17 protein-coding genes are annotated in these 19,867 nt (G+C 68.7%); 5 read left to right on the forward strand and 12 right to left on the reverse strand.

Going from position 1 to position 19,867, the window contains the following annotated elements:
• Nucleotides 1-12: 12 nt before the first annotated feature.
• Both LQ757_RS17215 and LQ757_RS17220 read right to left on the reverse strand, forming a co-directional pair.
• The gene (locus LQ757_RS17215) at nucleotides 13-1,452 is read right to left on the reverse strand and encodes a phosphomannomutase/phosphoglucomutase (RefSeq protein WP_231048498.1); all 1,440 of its coding nucleotides are present in this window, start codon (nucleotides 1,450-1,452) and stop codon (nucleotides 13-15) included.
• Nucleotides 1,449-1,664 (reverse strand): DUF3499 family protein, encoded by a 216-nt coding sequence (locus tag LQ757_RS17220; protein WP_231048499.1) that lies wholly within the window; start codon nucleotides 1,662-1,664, stop codon nucleotides 1,449-1,451. Before LQ757_RS17220 ends, LQ757_RS17215 begins: the two co-directional genes overlap by 4 nt.
• 63 nt (nucleotides 1,665-1,727) lie before the next feature.
• Here LQ757_RS17220 and LQ757_RS17225 point away from each other — a divergent pair, with 63 nt between their 5' ends.
• The gene (locus LQ757_RS17225; RefSeq protein WP_231048500.1) at nucleotides 1,728-2,168 is read left to right on the forward strand and encodes a hypothetical protein; all 441 of its coding nucleotides are present in this window, start codon (nucleotides 1,728-1,730) and stop codon (nucleotides 2,166-2,168) included.
• 9 nt (nucleotides 2,169-2,177) lie between these two features.
• Here LQ757_RS17225 and LQ757_RS17230 read toward each other — a convergent pair whose 3' ends face one another.
• From LQ757_RS17230 to LQ757_RS17250, 5 genes are all read right to left on the reverse strand, one after another.
• Nucleotides 2,178-3,653, reverse strand: a complete 1,476-nt coding sequence (locus tag LQ757_RS17230) for a DUF5719 family protein (RefSeq protein WP_231048501.1) — start codon at nucleotides 3,651-3,653, stop codon at nucleotides 2,178-2,180.
• Nucleotides 3,643-6,687: a glycosyltransferase family 2 protein gene (locus tag LQ757_RS17235; RefSeq protein ID WP_231048502.1), complete on the reverse strand. Its 3,045-nt coding sequence runs from the start codon at nucleotides 6,685-6,687 to the stop codon at nucleotides 3,643-3,645. The genes LQ757_RS17230 and LQ757_RS17235 overlap by 11 nt, the downstream gene beginning before the upstream one ends.
• A 267-nt stretch (nucleotides 6,688-6,954) precedes the next feature.
• Nucleotides 6,955-7,275 carry a WhiB family transcriptional regulator gene (locus LQ757_RS17240; RefSeq protein ID WP_231048711.1) on the reverse strand — a complete coding sequence of 107 codons (321 nt, stop codon included), beginning with the start codon at nucleotides 7,273-7,275 and terminating at the stop codon, nucleotides 6,955-6,957.
• 147 nt (nucleotides 7,276-7,422) lie between these two features.
• Nucleotides 7,423-8,397 (reverse strand): UDP-glucose 4-epimerase GalE, encoded by a 975-nt coding sequence (gene galE, locus LQ757_RS17245; protein WP_231048503.1) that lies wholly within the window; start codon nucleotides 8,395-8,397, stop codon nucleotides 7,423-7,425.
• A 116-nt stretch (nucleotides 8,398-8,513) separates the two neighbouring features.
• Entirely contained in the window at nucleotides 8,514-8,663 is a 150-nt protein-coding gene (locus tag LQ757_RS17250; RefSeq protein WP_231048504.1) for a hypothetical protein, read from the reverse strand.
• Between the two features lie 121 nt (nucleotides 8,664-8,784).
• Between LQ757_RS17250 and LQ757_RS17255 the strand changes: the two genes are divergently transcribed.
• On the forward strand, nucleotides 8,785-9,705 hold the full coding sequence (locus tag LQ757_RS17255) for a GlxA family transcriptional regulator (protein WP_231048505.1): 921 nt from the start codon (nucleotides 8,785-8,787) through the stop codon (nucleotides 9,703-9,705).
• Here LQ757_RS17255 and LQ757_RS17260 read toward each other — a convergent pair.
• Complete coding sequence (locus LQ757_RS17260) at nucleotides 9,669-10,937, reverse strand: glycosyltransferase family 2 protein (protein WP_231048506.1); 1,269 nt, start codon at nucleotides 10,935-10,937, stop codon at nucleotides 9,669-9,671. The two genes, LQ757_RS17255 and LQ757_RS17260, sit on opposite strands and share 37 nt — an antisense overlap.
• Nucleotides 10,938-11,077: 140 nt before the next feature.
• Between LQ757_RS17260 and LQ757_RS17265 the strand changes: the two genes are divergently transcribed.
• Nucleotides 11,078-11,530: an acyltransferase gene (locus LQ757_RS17265; protein ID WP_231048507.1), complete on the forward strand. Its 453-nt coding sequence runs from the start codon at nucleotides 11,078-11,080 to the stop codon at nucleotides 11,528-11,530.
• 158 nt (nucleotides 11,531-11,688) lie between these two features.
• Nucleotides 11,689-13,389, forward strand: coding sequence for a glycosyltransferase family 2 protein (locus LQ757_RS17270; protein ID WP_231048508.1), 1,701 nt, complete (start codon nucleotides 11,689-11,691; stop codon nucleotides 13,387-13,389).
• On the opposite strand, the gene LQ757_RS19480 is transcribed toward LQ757_RS17270, so the two are convergent.
• The 3 genes from LQ757_RS19480 to LQ757_RS19485 all read right to left on the reverse strand — a co-directional run bounded on the left by LQ757_RS19480 (nucleotide 13,386) and on the right by LQ757_RS19485 (nucleotide 17,591).
• Nucleotides 13,386-14,468 carry a glycosyltransferase gene (locus tag LQ757_RS19480; protein ID WP_231048509.1) on the reverse strand — a complete coding sequence of 361 codons (1,083 nt, stop codon included), beginning with the start codon at nucleotides 14,466-14,468 and terminating at the stop codon, nucleotides 13,386-13,388. The genes LQ757_RS17270 and LQ757_RS19480 overlap by 4 nt on opposite strands.
• 94 nt (nucleotides 14,469-14,562) lie before the next feature.
• Nucleotides 14,563-16,080: an SGNH hydrolase domain-containing protein gene (locus tag LQ757_RS17280; protein ID WP_231048510.1), complete on the reverse strand. Its 1,518-nt coding sequence runs from the start codon at nucleotides 16,078-16,080 to the stop codon at nucleotides 14,563-14,565.
• On the reverse strand, nucleotides 16,077-17,591 hold the full coding sequence (locus LQ757_RS19485; protein ID WP_231048511.1) for an SGNH hydrolase domain-containing protein: 1,515 nt from the start codon (nucleotides 17,589-17,591) through the stop codon (nucleotides 16,077-16,079). Before LQ757_RS19485 ends, LQ757_RS17280 begins: the two co-directional genes overlap by 4 nt.
• Before the next feature lie 250 nt (nucleotides 17,592-17,841).
• Here LQ757_RS19485 and LQ757_RS17290 point away from each other — a divergent pair, with 250 nt between their 5' ends.
• Nucleotides 17,842-18,534 carry an SGNH/GDSL hydrolase family protein gene (locus LQ757_RS17290; RefSeq protein WP_231048712.1) on the forward strand — a complete coding sequence of 231 codons (693 nt, stop codon included), beginning with the start codon at nucleotides 17,842-17,844 and terminating at the stop codon, nucleotides 18,532-18,534.
• A 57-nt stretch (nucleotides 18,535-18,591) separates the two neighbouring features.
• Here the strand turns inward: LQ757_RS17290 and manA are convergent, their stop codons facing one another.
• On the reverse strand, nucleotides 18,592-19,839 hold the full coding sequence (gene manA / locus LQ757_RS17295; RefSeq protein ID WP_231048512.1) for a mannose-6-phosphate isomerase, class I: 1,248 nt from the start codon (nucleotides 19,837-19,839) through the stop codon (nucleotides 18,592-18,594).
• Between the last annotated feature and the right edge of the window lie 28 nt (nucleotides 19,840-19,867).

Here is a 19,867-nt window from a genome sequence, read left to right on the forward strand (position 1 = left end):
GGTCGACAGGGCTCAGGGAGCGGAGCGGATGAGCGCGAGCACCTCGTCGCGGATCGCGGCCATCGTGGGCTCGTCGGCACCCTCGACGTTGAGGCGCAGCAGCGGCTCGGTGTTCGAGGGCCGCACGTTGAACCACCAGAACGGCTCGCTCTCGGCGGTGATGCCGTCGACCGTGAGCCCGTCGAGCTCGTCGAACTCGCCGCGGCCCGTGAACGCCTCGACGATGCGCGTGTATGCGGCGGGCACGTCGTCGACGACCGAGTTGATCTCGCCCGAGAGCGAGTAGGGCGTGAATCGTGCGGCGAGCTCTGAGAGCGGCGCCTGCTGCGCACCGAACTCGGCGAGCACGTGCATCGCCGCGAGCATGCCGTTGTCGGCGCCCCAGAAGTCGCGGAAGTAGTAGTGCGCCGAGTGCTCGCCGCCGAAGACGGCGCCGGTGGCCTTCATCTGGTCTTTGATGAGCGAGTGCCCGACCCGCGTGCGCACGGGGGTCGCGCCAGCGCGCTCGATGGTCTCGGGCACGAATCGCGAGGTGATGAGGTTGTGGATCACGTTGACGTCGGTCTCGCCGGCGGCCCCGACGCGGGCGATCTCGCGCAGTGCGACGATGGCGGCCACCGTCGACGGGTTGACGGCGCCGCCCTGCTCGTCGACGACGAAGCAGCGATCGGCGTCGCCGTCGAAGGCGAGGCCGAGGTCGGCGCCGCGCTCGACGACGGCGCGCTGCAGGTCGACGAGGTTTGCCGGCTCGAGCGGGTTTGCCTCGTGGTTGGGGAACGTGCCGTCGAGCTCGAAGTAGAGGGGCACGATCTCGAGCGGCAGGGCGGGCAGGCCCGCAGCCTCGCCGAGCACCGCGGGGACGGTGAGCCCGCCCATGCCGTTGCCGGCGTCGACGACGATCTTCAGTGGTCGAATGGCGCTCAGGTCGACGAGCGAGCGAAGGTAGGACGCGTAGTCGGCGAGCACGTCGGCCGAGGTCACGGCGCCCGGCTGCGTGTGGGCGGGAATGCCCTGCTCGAGGTAGTCGGCGGCGCGATCGCGGATCGCTGCGAGCCCCGTGTCGAGCGAGATGCCCTGGGCGCCCGCGCGCGAGAACTTGATTCCGTTGTAGGCGGCAGGGTTGTGGCTCGCGGTGAACATCGCCGCCGGGGCCTGCATCGAACCCGACGCGAAGTAGCTCTCATCGGTCGAGCAGAGCCCGATCGAGACGACGTCGGCACCGCGCGCGGCGGCTCCCCGGGCGAACGCGGCGGCGAACCCGGGCGACGAGTCGCGCATGTCGTGCCCCACGACGACCGTGCCGCCGGCAGCGCCGACCTCGTCGACGAACCCCGCAGCGAGTGCCTCGACGATCTGCTCGGTCAGGCCTTCGCCCACGATTCCGCGTACGTCATAGGCTTTCACGACGGCGTCGAGGCGCGCGCGAACATCGGATGGTGCAGCCGGGTTCATGCCTTGAAACCTACCTCACCGAGCGACACGTGCCGCACGACCTGCCAGCCCACCGGCGCCGACGTGCGTTCGGCGTGGCGTGCGCACAGGTCGTAGCCGTGCGGCTCGCGCACGAGGGCGAGTGGGCCGAGCACGGCCATCGAGTCGCCGTAGTCGAACGTGAGCGTCGCGACCGCCTCGGCGGCGCATGCGGTTCGCGAACAACGTCTCATGGCAGATCAAGAGTAGCGACGAGGGCGGCCGATCGCTGGAAACGACTCAGTACGATTGAGGGTATGCCTCGATCCCGCCGTGTCGCCGTACCGCGCTCCCCGAGGCGGCTCGCCCGTGACCGGCACGGTCGCGGCATGCGCTCGGCGGTGACCGGCCCGCACTTGCCGATGCTGCACAACCGGCTCGACGAGTTCGAGCTCACGGTGGGCACCACCGCGGCGTACCTGCGCGGTCTCTGGCCCGAGCTCGAAGGGGTCGTGTTCGAGGTGGCGCAGGGTCCGGCCGAGGCGATCCACGACGACCACGTCGATCGGTGGAAGGTCTACCACGACGAGCGTCGCATCGTGTTCTTCCGGCTGCCGATCGTGCGCTTCCTGCGCCTTCAAGAGGGTGAGGAGCGCGACGAGAAGCTGCTCATCGAGAGTTGCGTGTTCCGTGCCATCGCCGACTTCCTCGGCCGCGACCCGTGGGAGCTCGCCCCCGGCCGCTACCGGCACCTCTGACGCGCGGCGTCAGCGCGGATACACCCGGATCGGCGTGTCCAGCGGCCCCGGCGGCTGCACCGCGAATGATGCGAGCGCCTGGTCGCCCGAGAACGTGACGGTCGCGTGCACGCCCGCGACGCCCGAGAGCTCGACGACCGACTGCGCGTCGACGTCGACGGATGCCGCATCACCGCCCTGGATCGTGATCGAGCGCTCTTCTCCGTCGACGGCATAGCGCACCTCGATCTCGTCACCGCCCGGATTCGCGAGGTGCAGCACAGGCGAGGGTCCGCGCGGCACCGCGACGATCGCGGTGTCGATGAGCGGCATGGTCGCGGTGGTCCACGCGAGGTCGACGGATGCCTCGGGGTCGGCCCCGTCGGGGTCGGTCTGCGCTTCGGGGACGCCCGTCGTGGCACGGGCGGCCGCGACGAACGGGCCGTCGCCGTCGAGCCGGATCGTGTACTCCCCCGCGTCGAGTTCGCCGAGCGGAACGTCGGTGACGAGTCCGGGTTCGAGGGTGACATCGACGGTCGACCCGCTGCCGCCGGTATCCGGCACGACACCGACCGAGACCTGCACCGGCTCCTGGCCGGTCGCGAGCAGGCGCACCGCGGGGAAGCCATCGCCCTCGGCGTGGTCGTCGGCCGGGGCGACGCCGCCGTGGCTGGGCACGACGAACCCCGGGATCACCTGCGTCGGGGCGGGCAGCGCCGTCGGTCCGACGAGTTCGACGCCCGCGGGTGTCAGCCCCTCGACGACGGAGTGCTCGAGGCTCGCGGCGATCGCGCCGCCGGTGCTCGTCACGTGCACCACCGGCGACACCAGGTTCGGGGCGAGGCCCGCGAGCGAGAGCACCCGCTGGCTGCTCGGCGGCACGATGATGCCGAGCGCCGACGGCGCGTCGACGCGGCCGGTCTCCCCGATCACGCGCAGGTCGACCGTCGCGGCGACCGCGGTGGGGTTCGCCAGCAGCACGAGGGTCGTGCGCCCGACATCGGTCGCCCCGCCGACGAGCCAGGACTCGGCGACGGCCTCGGTGCACGACGCCGCGGCGAAACCGGAGAGGCCCTCACGCGTGACGGTCTGCGACTGCGCTCCTGCCAGCATGCCGGCGTCGACGGCGCCGGGTTCGGTCGTGAGCGCGAGCGGCGGCCCATCGGCGTCGGCTCGGGAGTTGTCGGGCGCGGCGAGCGGCGTCTCGGTGACGTCCGCGTCGGTCGGCACGGCACCCGAAGTCACGTCGGCGGATCCGACGGAGCTCGCGGTCGTGGCCGCGGCCGGGTCGTCGCCGATCGAGAGCAGCGGGCCCGGGCAGACGCGAAGTTGGCCGGTCTCGGCCGGCTGCACGACGACCGACGGCGCCTCGGTACGGTGCTCGGGCCAGGGCACGAGGGCCGCTGCGGCGACGGCGCCGACGGCGATTCCGGCTGCGGCGAGCACGGCGAGCCCGCGGGCTCCGATGCGCACGGCGGTGCGGGCGAGGGTGAGCTTATCGGCCATCGTGGTCTCCCTCGCGCTCAGGCGCCGAGTCGGGCACAGCCTCCGGCTCCGGCTCGGCCTCGGGCTCGGGCTCGGCCTCCGGTTCGGCCTCGACCTCGGGCTCGGGCTCGGGCTCGACCTTCGGTTCGCTTTCGGGCTCGGGTTCCGGCTGAGCCTCGGATTCAGCCACGGGCTCGGCCTCAGCCCCGCCTTCGGGCCCAGCCGCGGGCCCCCCTGCCGCCAGCGTCGAACGACGAACCGTCGACCGGCGATCGCGCTCGCGGCCGGCACCGGTCGGGATGGACAGCAGCAGGGCCGCGCCCAGCACGACGATCTGGATGACCGTGATCAGCACCGCCTGCCATCCGCCTGCGCCTTCGGGGATCTGCGCGGCCGGGGCATCCGCTTGGGCATCGACGAAGCGCCAGAGCACGCCGAAGTCGGTCTCGCCGACCGCCAGGAGCGCAGCGTTGCCGTCGAGCGCGCTGCGTGCCCGCTCGGCGGTCGCGACCGCCGCACGCTCGGCGTCGACCGGCGGCGCGTCGAGCAGGACGAACGAGACGCCGAACTCGCGGATCGCGGCATCGGGATCGAAGCCGCTGCGCGACGCGAGGTTGCCGGCGATCTCTGCGAGCTGCTCCTCGTCGGCCGACAGCGTCTCGGCGGTGTCGGCGAGGGTCGACTGCTCGTCGAGCGTGGCGCCCCGACCTCGTTCGAGCGTGGCCCGCAGGCTGCCGTCGGCGTCGGGGGTGAGACGCATGGTCGTCACCCGAGAATCGTTCTGCGCTTCGGCGCCGACGAACGCGGGCAGGGTGCGTTCGGCGGCCGGGGCGACCGCGACCCGATCGGTTGCGATGCCGATCGCGGTCGGCAGTACGGCGGCCAGCACCCCGGCCAACGCGACGAACCCGAGCAGCGCGCGCCCACGTCGCAAAGCATCGAGCGCCACGACGGCGGCGAGCACGAGGCCGAGCCACGCGAGGCTCAGGCCCGCACCGGTCCAGAGGGCGATGTCGGCCGGGCCGACGGCCGCGACGGCGAGGTGCGAGGCGCCGACCGCGGTCGCGAAGCCGAGCAGTGCCACGCCGAGCGCGAGCGCGGCCGACCTGATGCGCGGCGCGACGACGGCGGCGAGCGCCACGAGCACGAGCGGCAGGATGAGGGCGCTCAGGGCGAGTCGGTAGTCGACATCCGACACCCCTGCGAAGAAGTCGTCCCAGCCGCCCCACGACCCGTCGGCGAAGCCGAGTGCGAGCTGCCAGGTCGTCGGCACCGCGCTGTCGACCGGAAGACCCGGATCGGCCAGCAGCGCGAGCGGGTTGCCTCGGCCGACCTGCTCGATGATGAGCGGCAGCGCGAGGGCCAGGGCGGGGATCGGCAGCAGCACGAGGCGTACCCAGGCCCGTCCGCTGACGGCCAGGGCGACCGCCCATGCGACGATGAGCGCCGGCGCGAGGCTCGGCGCCGCGGCGATGGTCGCAGCGAAGAGCAGCGAGGCCGTCGCTGCGGCCGCCCATGAGGTCGCTGCCCCGAACGCGGCGAACGCGAGCCATCCGAGCAGTACGTGCGCGATCACCGCGCCCGGGCGTCCGTCGCCGAGCGCGATGAGGAACGGCGGCGCGAACGCCCACACGAGTGCGGCGACGGCGCGCACCGAGCCGCGCTCGGTGAGGCGAGACGCCGCGAACCACGCACCCATCGCCGCTGCCGGCAGGGCGAGCAGCCAGGCGAGCACGAGCGCGAACGACGGCGCCCAGAACGTGATCGAGCCGAGCACGGCGAGCGCCCCCGCGAAGGGGTCGGCGGCCCCGACGAATCCCGTGCCGATGTCGCGCCACCCGTACGCCGCGTTTCGCCAGAGCACGGCCAGTCCGTCGGATAGTGGGAGCAGTCCCCCGCCGCCGACGCCCGTGGCACCGATGAGCCACGAGAAGAGCGCCACGGATGCCGCTGCCGAGACGAGGAGCACCCACCCGCCGCCTGTGCCGAGGAACTGCAGTTCCTCGGTGCGACCGCGAGCCCTCGCACGACGCGCCTCGGCGGCCTGCTGACGCCGTCGGCGTGCTTCGTCCGGCTGCATGCGCAGCGGCGCGATGGCCGACCAGCCCACCGCGCGCGAACGCTTCAACTGTCGGCGGGAACGCGGCACGCGAGCGCCCGAGAACATCGTGGTGAACGCGGCGGCCCACTCGCCGGGGATCGCACCGGGCGCCTTCACGAGGAGCAGTCGCACCGACCGCAGCAGTGCGAGCGGCAGGAAGGTGAGCCAGTGCAGCGGCACGGTGACGACGGGCGCGTACACGAGGCGGCGATGCAGCTGCGCGGCACGGGCGGCTCGATCGCGTCGATGGACGACCCGCGCGCGTGGCCCGGCGACCGGGCCGGCGACGCCGCCGGCTGCGAACTCGACGTGCGCCTCGGGCACGACCGCCACGCGGTTGCCCGCGAGGCGGGCGCGAACCGACAGGTCGAGGGCGTCGTCGACGGTCGGCAGGGCCGGGTCGAATCCGCCGAGCTCGCGCCAGAGGCCGTGGCGCACGAGGATCGCCGCCGGGTCGAGGCCGAGCACATCACTCAGGCCGTCGTGCTGGCCCTGGTCGAGTTCGTCGTCCACGAGGGCGACGCTTCGCCCCGTTCGGGTCATCGTGCGACCGAAGCTCGCGATGCGGTCGGGCTCGTCCCACGTGCGCAGCTTCGGCCCGGCGATCGCGACGGACTTCGCCGTCTCGAACGTCGCGACCAGCGCGGCGAGCGCGTCGGGGGCCGGTGCGGTGTCTTCGGCGAGCAGCCACAGCGCATCGGCGTCGGACGCGGGGTCGTCGAGCACGCGGTCGGCGGCGCGGATCGCCTCGCCGAATGAGAGGTGCTGCGAGAGCTCGACGACGTGGGTGGGTGACGCGGCCGCGATCTGCTCGCGGGCGTCGGCGTCGGCGTCGGTCAGCACCGCGACGAGTGCGTCGGGACGGCGCGTCTGCGAGTCGAGCGCGGCGAGCGTGCGTCGAAGGTGGTCGCCGCCCCGGTGCACGACGAGTATGGCGGTGACTCTGGGGAACATCGGGGTCAGCCTATGCGGCCCGCCCCGCGGCATCCGTCACTCGACCGGGCGCGCCACGAAACGTGAGATGAACGTCGAGCGGATCAGACGCGAAGCGAAGCGACGTCTCGAAACCGCGACACCAACCTCGAGCGGGTTGAGGAGGAGCGAAGCGACGTCTCGAAACCCCGGCCCGCGGACACGGGGTTTCGAGACGCTGGTCTCGAGACGGCGCTGGCGCGCCTCCTCGACCCACCGCCTTCGTCGCTCCTCAACCCACGGTGAGGGTCAGACCGCGCGCTTGCGAAGCTTGCGACGCTCGCGCTCGGAGAGCCCGCCCCAGATGCCGAAGCGCTCGTCGTTCGAGAGTGCATACTCCAAGCACTCGGAACGCACCTCGCAACCGGTGCAGATCTTCTTCGCGTCTCGAGTCGAACCGCCCTTTTCAGGGAAGAACGCCTCGGGATCGGTCTGCGCGCACAGTGCGTCGCTCTGCCACGCCAACGGATTGTCATCATCGACCGCCGGCCGCACGCCGGGAACTCCCAGCCTGACCGGATCGATGAACCAATCGTCAGGTACTCCAGAACGATATTCAGGATTTCCCATATCGTCTCCCACCCAGTTGTACCAACACCCCGAAGGGTGTGTCACGACCAATTACACCGTTGTAATTCGTGCGAGTCAAGTCGCAGATCGTAAACCCTCAAGCGCCCGTCGAGGCTTCAACGGCGCAGCGACACGCCGGGGTGTTGATCAGACGTTATCAACCGTGGCCGAACGGCGTGCCTCCCAGGCGCTCGCGACCATCTCGGCGAGCGAGTACCGCATGCGCCAGTCGAGGTCGCGTGCCGCCAGTTCGCCGGAGGCGACGATGCGCGCAGGATCGCCCTCGCGACGCGGTGCGATCTCGGGGTCGAACGCGATGCCCGTGACCTCGGACACGGCACGCATGATCTCGCCGACCGAGACGCCGTCGCCCGAGCCGAGGTTGTATACGGGCTCGATGGGTGCCCCCGAGTCGAGGCGCTGCGCCGCCACGACGTGCGCCTCGGCGAGGTCGGCGACGTGGATGTAGTCGCGCACGCACGTGCCGTCGGGCGTCGGGTAGTCGTCGCCGTTGATGCGCGGCGTGCGTCCGTCGATGAGCGCCTCGAACACGAGCGGGAAGAGGTTGTGGGGGCTCGGGTCGAACACCTCGGGCGTTCCCGATCCGACGACGTTGAAGTAGCGCAGGCTCGTGTGCCGGAGGCCGGTGGCGCGGGCCTGGTCGGCGAGCAGCCATTCGCCGATGAGCTTCGACTCCCCGTAGGGCGATTCGGGATGCTTCAGGGTCGTCTCGGTGACGAGGTCGACGTCGGGGGTGCCGTACACGGCGGCGCTCGACGAGAACACGATGCGGTCGACGCCCTTCGCCTCCATGGCGCCGAGCAGCATCGAGGTGCCCGCGACGTTCTGCTGGTAGGTGTGCAGCGGACGTTTGACCGAGACGCCCGCGTACTTGAAGCCGGCGAGGTGCACGACGCCCTGCACGTGGAACTTCTCGAAGGCATCCTCGAGCAGCCGGCCGTCGAGGATGGAGCCCTGCACGAACGGCGTCTGTTCGGTGAGGAACGACCGCCTGCCCGACGAGAGGTCGTCGACGACCACGGTGTCGATGCCCTTCGCCTGGAATGCGCGCACGACGTGCGAGCCGATGTAGCCCGCTCCCCCGGTGACCAGCCAGCTCATGTTCCGCCCTTTCCGGCGGCGGAACGTCCGGCGCCCTCCCGATCGTACCGGGAGGGCGCATGGGTGGGCAGCGGTGCAGGGCGCGCGGATGTCCCGATCCGCCGCCCGGCGCCGCGTCAGGCGTGACGCGTGGGGAGGTTCTCGATGTGCCGCGTGCGATCGCGGATCTCGGGGCGACCGTAGCCGTCGTCGTCGAGGCGAAGGACGGTGGCGAGCACACCCCAGATCGCGAGGCCCGCAAGGACGAGGAAGATAATGGTGGTCATGGCAGTAAATCTACGTCTTGCCAGATCCTGCCGGTAGTGGCAGAGTGGACATCGAACGTACTATTCCTGCCAATCGGAGGCACCCGTGCTCCACACCATCGCCTGTATCGCCCTCCCCCAAATGGCGCCCTTCGAGTTCGGCGTCATCTGCGAGGTGTTCGGCATCGACCGCAGCGAACAGGGCGGCCCGACGTTCGATTTCCACGTCGTCACCGCCGACCCCGGGCCTGTCACGACGAAGCTCGGCTTCGACGTCGTCGTCACCGAGGGGCTCGACGCGGCCTACTCCGCCGACCTCGTCGCCGTGCCGGCGTCGCTCATCGACTCGCCCGCCGACGAGCGCGTGCTCGACGTGATCCGTGACGCCGTCGACCGCGGCGCGTGGGTGCTCTCGGTGTGCTCGGGCGCGTTCACCCTCGGTCACGCCGGCGTGCTCGACGGCCGGCAGTCGACCACGCACTGGATGTACACCGACCAGCTCGCCGAGATGTTCCCGAACACCATGGTCGACCCCGACGTGCTGTTCGTGCAGGACGACAAGGTCGTCACGGGCGCGGGCACCGCTGCAGGCATCGACGCCGCCCTGCACATCGTGCGCACCGAGCTCGGAGCGAGCGCCGCCAACATCATCGCCCGCCGCATGGTCGTGCCGCCGCAGCGCGACGGCGGGCAGTCGCAGTTCATCCAGAGCCCCGTGGCCGAGTGCCGCAGCGACTCGTTCGCCAAGGTCACCGAGTGGATGCTCGAACACCTCGACGAAGACCTCACGGTCGACCTGCTCGCCCGCAAGGCCCTCATGTCGCCGCGCACGTTCGCCCGCCGCTTCCGCGCCGAGACGGGCACCACACCGAACGCGTGGCTCAACCGCCAGCGGCTGCTGCGCGCCCAGCAGTTGCTCGAGGAGACCGACTACACGCTCGAAGAGATCGCCCGCGAGACCGGGTTCGGCGCCGCCGCCGTCATGCGGCACCACTTCGTGAAGGTGCTGCAGACCACGCCCACGGCCTACCGGCGCCTGTTCGGGGTGCGCGCCACGGCCTGATCGGCGAACGCCCGCAACTCGCGTGGAGCGGCACGGAACCTCGACCGCGGGACATCCGCCTCGCCGTCGTCCCAGAACGGCAACTGCACGTATCGCACGCCGTCGATCTCGGTGAGCGGATGTCGCAGCAGGTCGAGGCCGCCGCGACGCAGGTATTCGAGGGCGCGCTCCCGGTCGTCGCGCAGCACGAACTCGTAGAGCACCTTCGACTCGGCGGGCACCTCGGCCCAGATCTCCTCGTCGGCGAGCGCAGCGAGGCCGGCGAGGCCGTCGCGCAGCGCGGCGAAGGCCTCGTCGCCCATGCCGGGCAGCTCGGCCGCGGCGATCGCGGCATCGTTCGACAGGAACTGCGTGATACGCGCCCGGTGCACGGCCTCGGTCGACTCGTCGGCGAGCACGTCGAGCGCGCCGAGGGCGGTGGCGAACCGGTCGCGCACCTGACCCGAACGCACGCCCTGCTGCGTCATCGAACTGCCGTCGGCACGGATGCGCCAGTCGACGGTCTTACGTGACAAGACGTCGAAGGATCCCGCGCGCGCGAAGGCGCTTGCGCTCACGAGCTGATCCTGGAAGTGCCCGCCCTCGGGGAACGACAGGCCCGCGGCATCCCAGAACGATCGCCGATAGAGCTTGGTCCACTGCACCGCGTTCACGAGGATCGCGGGGAACTGCTCGACCGACATCGAAGGCCGGTCGACGGCATGCGCCTCGTCGATCCAGAACGCGGGCGGCGTGCGGCGCCCCCGCTCGAGCCGGTCGTACGAGGCGACCGCGAAGTCGGCGCCCGACGTATCGAGACTGCCGACCAGATCGCGCAGCGCGCCGGGGCGCAGCACATCGTCGCCGTCCAGGAACGTGAGGAATTCGCCTTCGGCGAGCGCGACGCCCGCGTTTCGGGTCGCATTCGGGTCGCGGTGCTCGACACGCACGAGCCGCACCCGTGAGTCACGGGCGGCCCACCGGACGACCCGCTCGGCGGTGCCATCGATCGACGCGTCGTTGAGCACGATCAGGTTCAGCCGCCAATGGTCCTGTGACAGCACCGAACGGATGGTCGCGTCGATCAACCGCTCGACGTCGTGCACGGGCACGACGATGTCGACCCAGCCGCCGCGGCGCGAGGCATCGGGTACCGCGGCAGCGGCGCGGCGTCCGCGGCGCCGGCGAACGGGCGCGAGCCCCGCAGAGGCAACGGCGCGCACGCCGTCGAGCAGCCGCCTGCCAATGCCCATCGCCGCCGTCTCCCCGCTCGATCCGCTTCACGGTACCGCACGGGGTCGGCGTCGTGATGTCCGTACAATCGAGCGGGTGAGTGCTGCCATTTCCAGAAGAGAAGTCGGCGTATGTGTCCGCGCGCTGGGAGAATGCGACGGTGAGTGAGCAGATCGGCGAGGGATGTCGGATCGACCCAGGTGTTCGTATGCACGGTGAGATCCGGATCGGAGATCGCACGACGATCTATCGCGGGGGCGAGTTGCTCGGGCCGGTCACGATCGGGAACGAAGTGTTCATCAATCGCGACGTGTATGTGCGCCCACAGACCACGATCGGAGATCGCGTCAACATCGGGCCCTTCGTTCGACTTATCACCGACACACATGAAATCGGCGGCCACCACAAGCGCGCTGGAGCGGGACGAAACGACCCGATATCCGTGGGCGATGGTACGTGGATCGGGGCAGGCGCGGTCGTCGTCGGCGGTGTCACGATCGGCGCCGGTGCTGTCGTCGCCGCGGGCTCGGTGGTTACGGCGGATGTTCCTGACGATGTCCTCGTAGGCGGCGTACCTGCTCGAGTGCTGCGACATCTCGACCGCGAGGAATGACGACTCTCGATGATCTGCGGGTTAGGATCGCGTCCGTAGTCAGGTCGCCATGTCCTCCTGCACGATACCCCCTCCGAGAAACCCGATAGATGCCGCACACCGACATTTCCACACGGAACACGCCTTCAAGTCGAGACCTTGCCGCCGAGCAAGAGCCGATGCTCAGTGTTGTCGTACCAACGCACAACGTTCGCGACTGGGTCGGCGAGACGCTCGCGACGATCTCCGACCAGCACCTTGATGGGCTCGAGATCATCGTCGTCGATGACCACTCGAGCGATGGCACGCGGGAGGTCGTCGAAGCGTGGGCGGATTTCGACGCGCGGATCAGGCTGATCGATGCCATCGACTTCGGCGGTGCCAACGCGCGCAACCTCGGAGTTCGGCACGCCCGGGGTCGATACCTCGCCTTCTGTGACGGTGACGATCTCGTTCCGCCAGGCGCCTACAAGGCGATGGTCGACTCGCTCGAATCGAGCGGATCCGACATCGTGTTCGGCGACTACCTCAAGTTCTCGACCATGAAGACGTGGCGACCCACCGAGCGGTGGAACGCATACCAAGAGCAACGGGTCGCGGTCTCGCTGCGGGATCACCCATCCCTGATCCGGGGCCGGGCCTGCTGGAACAAGGTGTTCCGCCGCGACTTCTGGGACTCCACCGGTGCGAGTTTTCCCGAGGTCGCCCGCTCGAATGACATCGTTCCGATGATGACGACCTACCTGGCTGCCCGCTCGATCGACGTCATCGACGACGTGGTCTACCTCTACCGGGCTCGGCCCGGCGCCAGCTCGATGACCGCGAAGGCACGGAGCGCTGTAGCGCTCGTGAGCTATCTCGAACAGGAGCTCACGTGCGCTTCACTCGTCTCGACCGATGGAGATCACGGACTCCTTTCGATGTTCGCAGGCCTGTTCTTCGAGGCCGATGGCTGGAAGCACCTCAACGAGTTCCTGGCGACCGGCGACAGCGATCCGGAACTCGATGCGCGCATCGCGGAGCTGCTGTCCGAAATCCGCAAACTGCTTCCCGAGTTCCGCTTCGGACGACTGAATCCAGTTCGGCGTGCAGTCTTTAACATGGCTTCCGCAGGTAGTGTTCGGGCCGCTTCGGCCTTCGTGCGCGCGACCACGGCGGGCCAGGTCCAAGATGCCACGTCCGTGGACATGTGGCGTGAGGTGTTCGCTGCACTCGGCGACATTCCCGAGTCCCACGCCGTGGTTCGCGCGTCGATTCCCGCGCTCGCTCACGCCGTGAGAAGTCCCGACGTGGAGATCTCCGATCTCATGCCCGTCATTCGGATCGCGGCTCAGGTCGCCATGGCCGATTCGTGGCAGCCGTTGGATCGGGTTCCCGAGCTTTCGCAGGCGTTGGGGGCCTCTGACGAGCGTCTGCGCGACAGGATCGAATCGTCCAGGAACGCCGGGCATCGACTCGAGGCAGTCGCACTTCACCGGGGCCACGTCACCGTGTTCGGGTCGAGTGCAGTTCCAGGTCTCCGGCTCCGCCTTCGCGCGGCCAGTCGATCGCTCCAGGCTCGTCCTATCTCGATCAGGCCGGCGTCGGACACGACGGGTGAGCGGTTCGCATGGTCCGCCGAAATCACCGCGACCGGACTTCGGCCTGGGTCCCGTGCCTACCTTGTCGCGGAGTCCCCGTTGGAGAGCGGCGGATCACTGCAGGTGGAACTTCCGACCTCGACACAGGTCTCTGCCGAGTACGACCGATTCGGGAGCCTCGACGTCGGACGTACAGGCGATGGCGCACTCTGGATCGAACGCCGACACCATTGGACGATCCGCGGAGCTCGGCGTGCACGCAACAACCTACTGAGCAGGTTCCAACGGCGCGCGGATTAGTGCTCCAGCACCGTCGCTGACGAAAGTCGGTCCAGCAATCCGGCATACGCTCGCGTGATCTTCCACGGGGAGTTGCGCTCATTGAACGCATCGAACTGGGATGCGTCGATCGATCGAGGCGGCTCCGACAGCAGGCGCACCATCGAATCCACGGAGTTCGAGGGATCGAAGAACTGCACCCAGTGCTCGTCGTCGTACTGCCGCACGAGGTGCGGCTCGCCGGGCAGGATCACCGGCGTTCTGAAGGCGGCGGCAAGGTGCAGGCTGCCCGAGTTGAGGATCGCGCGATATGGGAACACGGCGATATCTGCGGCCGCGAACCACTTGCCGAGATCCGAGTCGGGAACGAATCCGAAATGCGTGACCATCTTCAAATCGGATCCGACTGCGGCACTGATCTCTTCCTTCGCCTCGGCCGTGGCAGATCCGGCGAGAAGAAGTGCTGGAGCGGCCCGACCTGAGTCCGCGATCCGACGAACCGCGTCGATAAGCGTCTGCAGACCCTTGTATGGCCGCATCTGCCCGAAGAACAGAGCAGTGGGCACGTCTTCGTCCAGGCCGAGCTCCCGCCGCGCATCGGCCCGCGACGGCGGCACACCGTACACACCGAGATAGCTCGGGTGAGGTATCCGAACAGTCCTGTCAGCGGGCAGATCGCACGTATCCGCAAGCATTGCCGGCGTATCGGGCGACATGATGTGGATCGCATCGGCTCGCTCGGCGAGGAGCCGGTATAGGGCCACCTCCACGTCGCGATATAGCACCTCATGTGGGAATCGATTGTGGACGGTCCAGATGAGCCGTCCGCCTCGATCACGCAGCCCGTCGAGAAGCTCGACGAACCGAGACAGACGGTCGTTCGCTTCGGATACCGACGCCGCCCGCTGCACGATCGGATCCGTCCAGTGCACATGGAGAACATCGCTTGCACCAAGCAGACGTGATGCATTCGACAATGAGTCGAATGTCGTCACGCCCTTGAACTCATAGCCCGAAGCACGCGGCGCAAGGCTCATCATGTTCAAGTAGGGATTGTCCTGCCAAGCAGGGAAGACGAGAACTCGATGGATGTTGCGCACGACAGACCATCGTAGCTTCGAAACTCAGCAGCCCTCGCCGCACACAGCGGTCGTCGACTGCACGCCGTCATGCATGGCCAATCCGGGCCGCGCGTCAGAGGTGCGGCGCGGCGTCCCGCACGAGGTAGGGCGCGAGTGTCTTCACGTAGGTCGCTGAGAGATGGTGCGTGTCTCGGTATGCCATCACATTGCCGATGACCGGCCTGCAGAGGTTTGGCGTGCACTGAAGTGCGCTCTCGTCGAGCAGCACTGAGCCTGGCACCGCGGCGACAGTGGCGGGCAGCGGGTCGCTCAGGACGAATCCCTGGTCGCGCGGAATGCTGCATGCGGCTGCGAGGGCATAGTCGCCCTTGGCCGAGTCGACACAGTCCAAAGTCGACTGCGGAAACGTCGGATTATCCGCGAGGGCGACGATCGTCGTGCCGGCTGCCACGAGCGGCTTCCACGCCGCCGCGTATCCAGCGATCTTGGGGTCGGCAGCGGGAGCATCAACATTCGCAGCTCGGACCGCCGTCACGAAGAGCACGTCGTACGCGCCCGCCGCCAGGCGTTTGTTGAGATCAGCGAGCCGATGCTCGCACGGCGACCCCTCGACGACCGCGCTCAGCACGCATCCCCGTCCTACGTAGGAGTCGAGACGCCAGTTGAGCTCGGTCAGCAGCGGGCGAAGACCGGAGAGGAGCATCGCCGCGTGCGAATCGCCCGTCACCGCTACTCGCAGGGCGTCCCCCCTCGTCGAGCCCGCCGAGCAGACCGGCACGGTCGCGGCTGGGTCGGCGGTGTAGCAACTGAAGGCGCCCTGCGTGTCAGAGGCGTAAGCTCCTCCGACGATCGACGGCGTGATCGAAGTGCCCAATGCGGGGTTGCTGCACGGTCCGGGCAACGCGGCGGCACCGAAGCACGCGCGGGAGTCTCCCAGCCGCGCGACTGCACCCCCGTACGAACCGACATCGAACGGTCCCACAGCCTTGACGACGAGGCCACCTCCGGACGGCATCACGACCCGGAACGCCTGATTCCCGAATCGCGTCGTCACGACGGGGACGGCGAAAGTTCCGTTCTTCAGGATGTAGGAATGCGCCGCCTGAACCCACCCGGTCGGCTCGAATCGCTCGACCTTGATGCGGCGGCCTGCCAACCCTGCGTGAACTGCACCACTGAATGTTCGAGTTTGCCCGACCGAGGCCGACCCGTCACCGCCCACCCTCGTGCCGTAGATCTGGGGCTGCACCGCGATTCCGAGCGGCGCGCTGGCTGCGGCCGACAAGGTTGCAGTCGATGCGATCTCCGCCCGAAGCGTCACGCCTGCCAACGGAGTGAATGCGGCGGAGTATGAGCCGGATTCGGTGGACATCGCCGACGAAACCAGCTGCCATCCAGTCGCGCTCGAAGTGGTGATCTTGACGCGCGCTCCCGCGACGGGTGTCGAGCCCGTGAGGACACGTCCAGTTACGGTCACGCTCTTGCCATACGCGATCATCGGCGACGCAACCGTGGCTGTGACCGTGACCGATCGGGTAGCGGCCGTTGCAGAGCTCAGTGGAACCGACAGCAGGGCCAACACGGCCACGAGGAGGGCGAGGGCGATGGATCGGGAGGAACGGCGCATCATTGGCTGATCTTTTCTGCGATGTCGGCCGCGAGATAGGGGCCGAGAGTGAGAGCGAAGGTGCCCGACAGGTGATGACGATCGCGATAGACGACGACGTGGCCGAGTACGAGCGGGCACGCCCCGTCAGGTCCAAGTGTGCAGTAGTACTTCGTTGGATCGACGAGGGTCGTTCCTGGATTGTCGGCCACGGCCTTGATCAGAGGATCGATTCCTGCGGTGAGCGTCGACAGCTTCTGCACGCACGAGGCGGCATTCCTGCCTCCGTCGTTCGTGACGCACGCCAGCGTATCCGTGGCGGGGAGATATCCGTTGTCGGCGATTGCCACGATCCTGGTCCCCGTGCCGAGCACCGGCCTCCACACCGCCGAGTACTCGTCCGAGACCGCCGCGGCGCTCGCCGCGGTCGAGCTCGCGGGCTGACGCAGACCCGTAACGAGGACCACGTCGTAACGCTGCTCCAAGAGAGCGGCGCTGATCGCCTGCGTGCGCGGAAGACACTCGGGGTTGGTGTCCTTCCACCGGCACGACACTCCGAGGTAAGTGTCGAGGCGCCAATCGCGGGCCGCGAGTTGACCCTTCAGGCCGACGAGCAGGCCAGCGGCGTGCGAATCGCCGACGAGCGCGATGCGGCGAGCCGTGGCGCTGGTCGAACCGAACCGGCAGACGGGTACCGGGGCGAACTTGTCGCTCTGCCAGCAGTCCGAACTGTAGCTGCCTCCTGTATCGAATCGAAGCGCAGCGGCCTCGGTCGTCGGCAACAGTAAACCGGCGAGTGCTGGGTTCGAGCACCCGGGGCTGAGAAGCGTGCTGGCGCCGAAGCAGGCGGGATTCGTGCTCGCGAGCTCAGCGACAGATCCCTTCACCTCGGTCGACAGCACGGCTCCAAGCTTCATGACCAGTCCGCCGACAGAAGGAATGATCACCCGGTACACGAACGTGCCCGATCTGGCCGGGGTGAAGGTCAGATCAAAACGCCCCTTCGCGTCGAAGCGTGTTTCCACGATGTCGGTCCACGTCGACCCATCCGCACGCGCGAGTTTGACACGACGACCGCCGAGCTCGGCATGCACAAACCCGGACACGGTCTTCGCCCGTCCGGCAACAGCGAGGGACGCACCGACAGGCGTGACGCCGTAGAGCTGCGGCTGCACCGAGATGACGGCACTGGGGCTCTGCGCGTAGCCGCGATCGGCCGTAGCCGGCATCTCTGTCTTCAGCCGGTATCCGGACCGGGGAACGAAGGAAAAGGTGTAGCTTCCGTCCGACGCCGTGACGATACGGCCGAGCAATTCCCAAGTGTTCGTCGCAGCACTGCGTCCGACGACGGAGACCGTCGCCGCCTTCATCGGCGCACCCGAGAGAACGGCCTTGCCCGTGACGGTGAGCGGTTTTCCGTATGCCACCCCGGTCGCACTGACGTTCATCGTGATTACGGGGACCGCTGAGGCAGCCGCCGTCGCTGTCGGCCCTGTACCGAGTATGGAAAGCGGCATCAGAATGCCGGCGAGCACCAGAGCGATTGATCTCGTGCGTGTTCGAGCCGCGCCCACGTGACCTCCGGCCCGGGCGCCCGTCCGCTCGGGCGCGACGTGTTCGAGCCGTCGGGCACTCTGCAGAATACACAGGGAATGCACAACCAGGCGGGCCCCTAAGCACGGGCCGGACCACCGAGAGACCTTTCCGTGCCATGGGATACTCAAGCTCATGAGACTCCCGGCCCGCCTCCTCACGGGAGGCGTGAGCCTCGCAGTACTTCTTCTCATGTTCGGTTGCAGCGCGACCTCCCCGTCGGCAGCGTGGTGGGCACCGCGGACCCCATCGGCCGCGGCCTCCGAAGGCACGACCGCCCCGAGCGAGGCACCGTCGGTCGCCCCGCCCACCCGCCAGCCCTCGTTGCCCGTTCGGGTCGCGATCGTCGGGGACTCCTTGACGGCAGGGGGCGGCGCGCGACTGCTCTCCGAGGGCCTCGACAGCAGGACCTGGATGACGTACGCCAAGGGCGATGGCATCGAATACGCGGGCGGGTGGGCGATGGGTGGATCGACCGTTGAGACGATGGCCGAGAATGTGCGCCCGATCGTCGACGTCGACGTCTTGGTCCTGATGGGCGGAACCAACGACGTGCGAAACCACACGGACTTCGCTTCGGTTGCACCGAACTATGATGCGATCGTCGACGTCGTTCGACCGGGGCGTGTCGTCATCGGCGCGATTCCGCCGCTCGACAGCAACCCCGACGAGGCTGCGCGATTCAACTGGAAGCTCAAGCAATACGTGGCGAAGAAGGGCTGGGACTACGTCGACCCATGGGGGTTCGCTCGCGATGGCGGGTTCTTCGCGCCAGGCACGTCATACGACGGCATACATCCGACCACGCACGGTTATGCGCTGGTCGGCAAGGCGTATCGAGATGCGATCCTGCACCACCCTGTCGGCCCATCCGGCGCTGGCTGAACACCGCGAGAGGGACGGGGAACCTGGAACCGCCGGCGCCCTCACTTCAATGGGCGTTCAGCCGCGCGCGTTCATCGTCGCCAGCCAAGCGACCCCGGTTCCTCCGAACACGAGTTCAGACTCGTCGGGAGTGATGTACACGGCGTCACCTTGCTCGAGGCTCGCGGCTCCCTTTCCACTGCGGATACTGATCGAGCCCTGCTCGACGAGGACGATGGCCGGCGCCGAGATCGACATCTGAGCCTCGTGCTTCGAGGCGGCAGCGGGCTCCACCCGATGCAGCGCGAAGTCGGGCACATCGGGGCGGTAGGCGGATACGCCCGGGGCAACGGTGCTCGCCGCCAAGTACGGCGGGTCGATCGGGGTGAAGTCGAGCACCTCGAGGAGCTCGCCGACGTCGACGTGCTTGGGCGTGAGTCCGCCGCGGAGCACGTTGTCGCTCGCGGCCATGAGCTCGATGCCGAGTCCCTCGAGGTACGCGTGGATGTTTCCGGCGGCGAGATAGAGCGCCTCGCCGCGGTTCAGGCGCACCCGATTGAGGAGCAGCGAGATGACGATACCTGTGTCGCCGGGGTAGAACTCCGAGAGCCGGCCGACTGTCTCGAACGAGAGCGCGAACTCGGAGTCGCGTGCCGTCTCGGTCGCGGCGAGCGTCACGATCCGTTCGGTGACCCACGCCGCCTCGCCGGTGTCTTCGCCTCGCCCGTCGCGCAGCAGCCACTCGACGGTCGTGCGGAGCGGGTCGTCGCCCGCGAGATGCGCGTCGAGCAGGTCGAGCGCTCCGGGTTCGGGTGTCGTGCTCGCCGCATCTGCGGCGCGGAGCACCGCCTGGATCCCCCGCACCTCATCGAATGGGCGGAACCCCGACAGCGCGTCGAAGGTCTCGCTCACCGCCACGATGAGTTCGGGCTTGTGGAACGGGTCCTTGTAGTTGCGATCGTATGCCCCGATCGGCACACCCTCGGCCTCTTCGCGCTCGAAGCCGGCGCGCGCCTGCTGCGGGGTGGGGTGGGCCTGCAACGAGAGCGGTTCGGCCGCCGCCAGAACCTTCAGGAGGAACGGCAGGCGCCGCTCATCCGCGAGTCGAGTGCCGAGTGCTGTAGTCGGATCGGCCACGATCCACGTCGCGAGATCTGGATGACCGACGGATGTCGCGTCGATAATCTTTGCTGGCGACCCCGCGTGCGCCCCGAGCCAGAGTTCGGCTTCGGGCCCACCCGACGGGGCGACGCCCCGGTACTCGGCGATGGCGTCGCGTGACCCCCACGCGTAGTCTCTCGGGGCGTTGTCGATCGCCACAAACATCGGGAATGGTCCTCTCGTCGACTTGGAT

It is taken from the genome of Agromyces cavernae (genome assembly GCF_021044935.1).
GTDB lineage: Bacteria > Actinomycetota > Actinomycetes > Actinomycetales > Microbacteriaceae > Agromyces > Agromyces cavernae.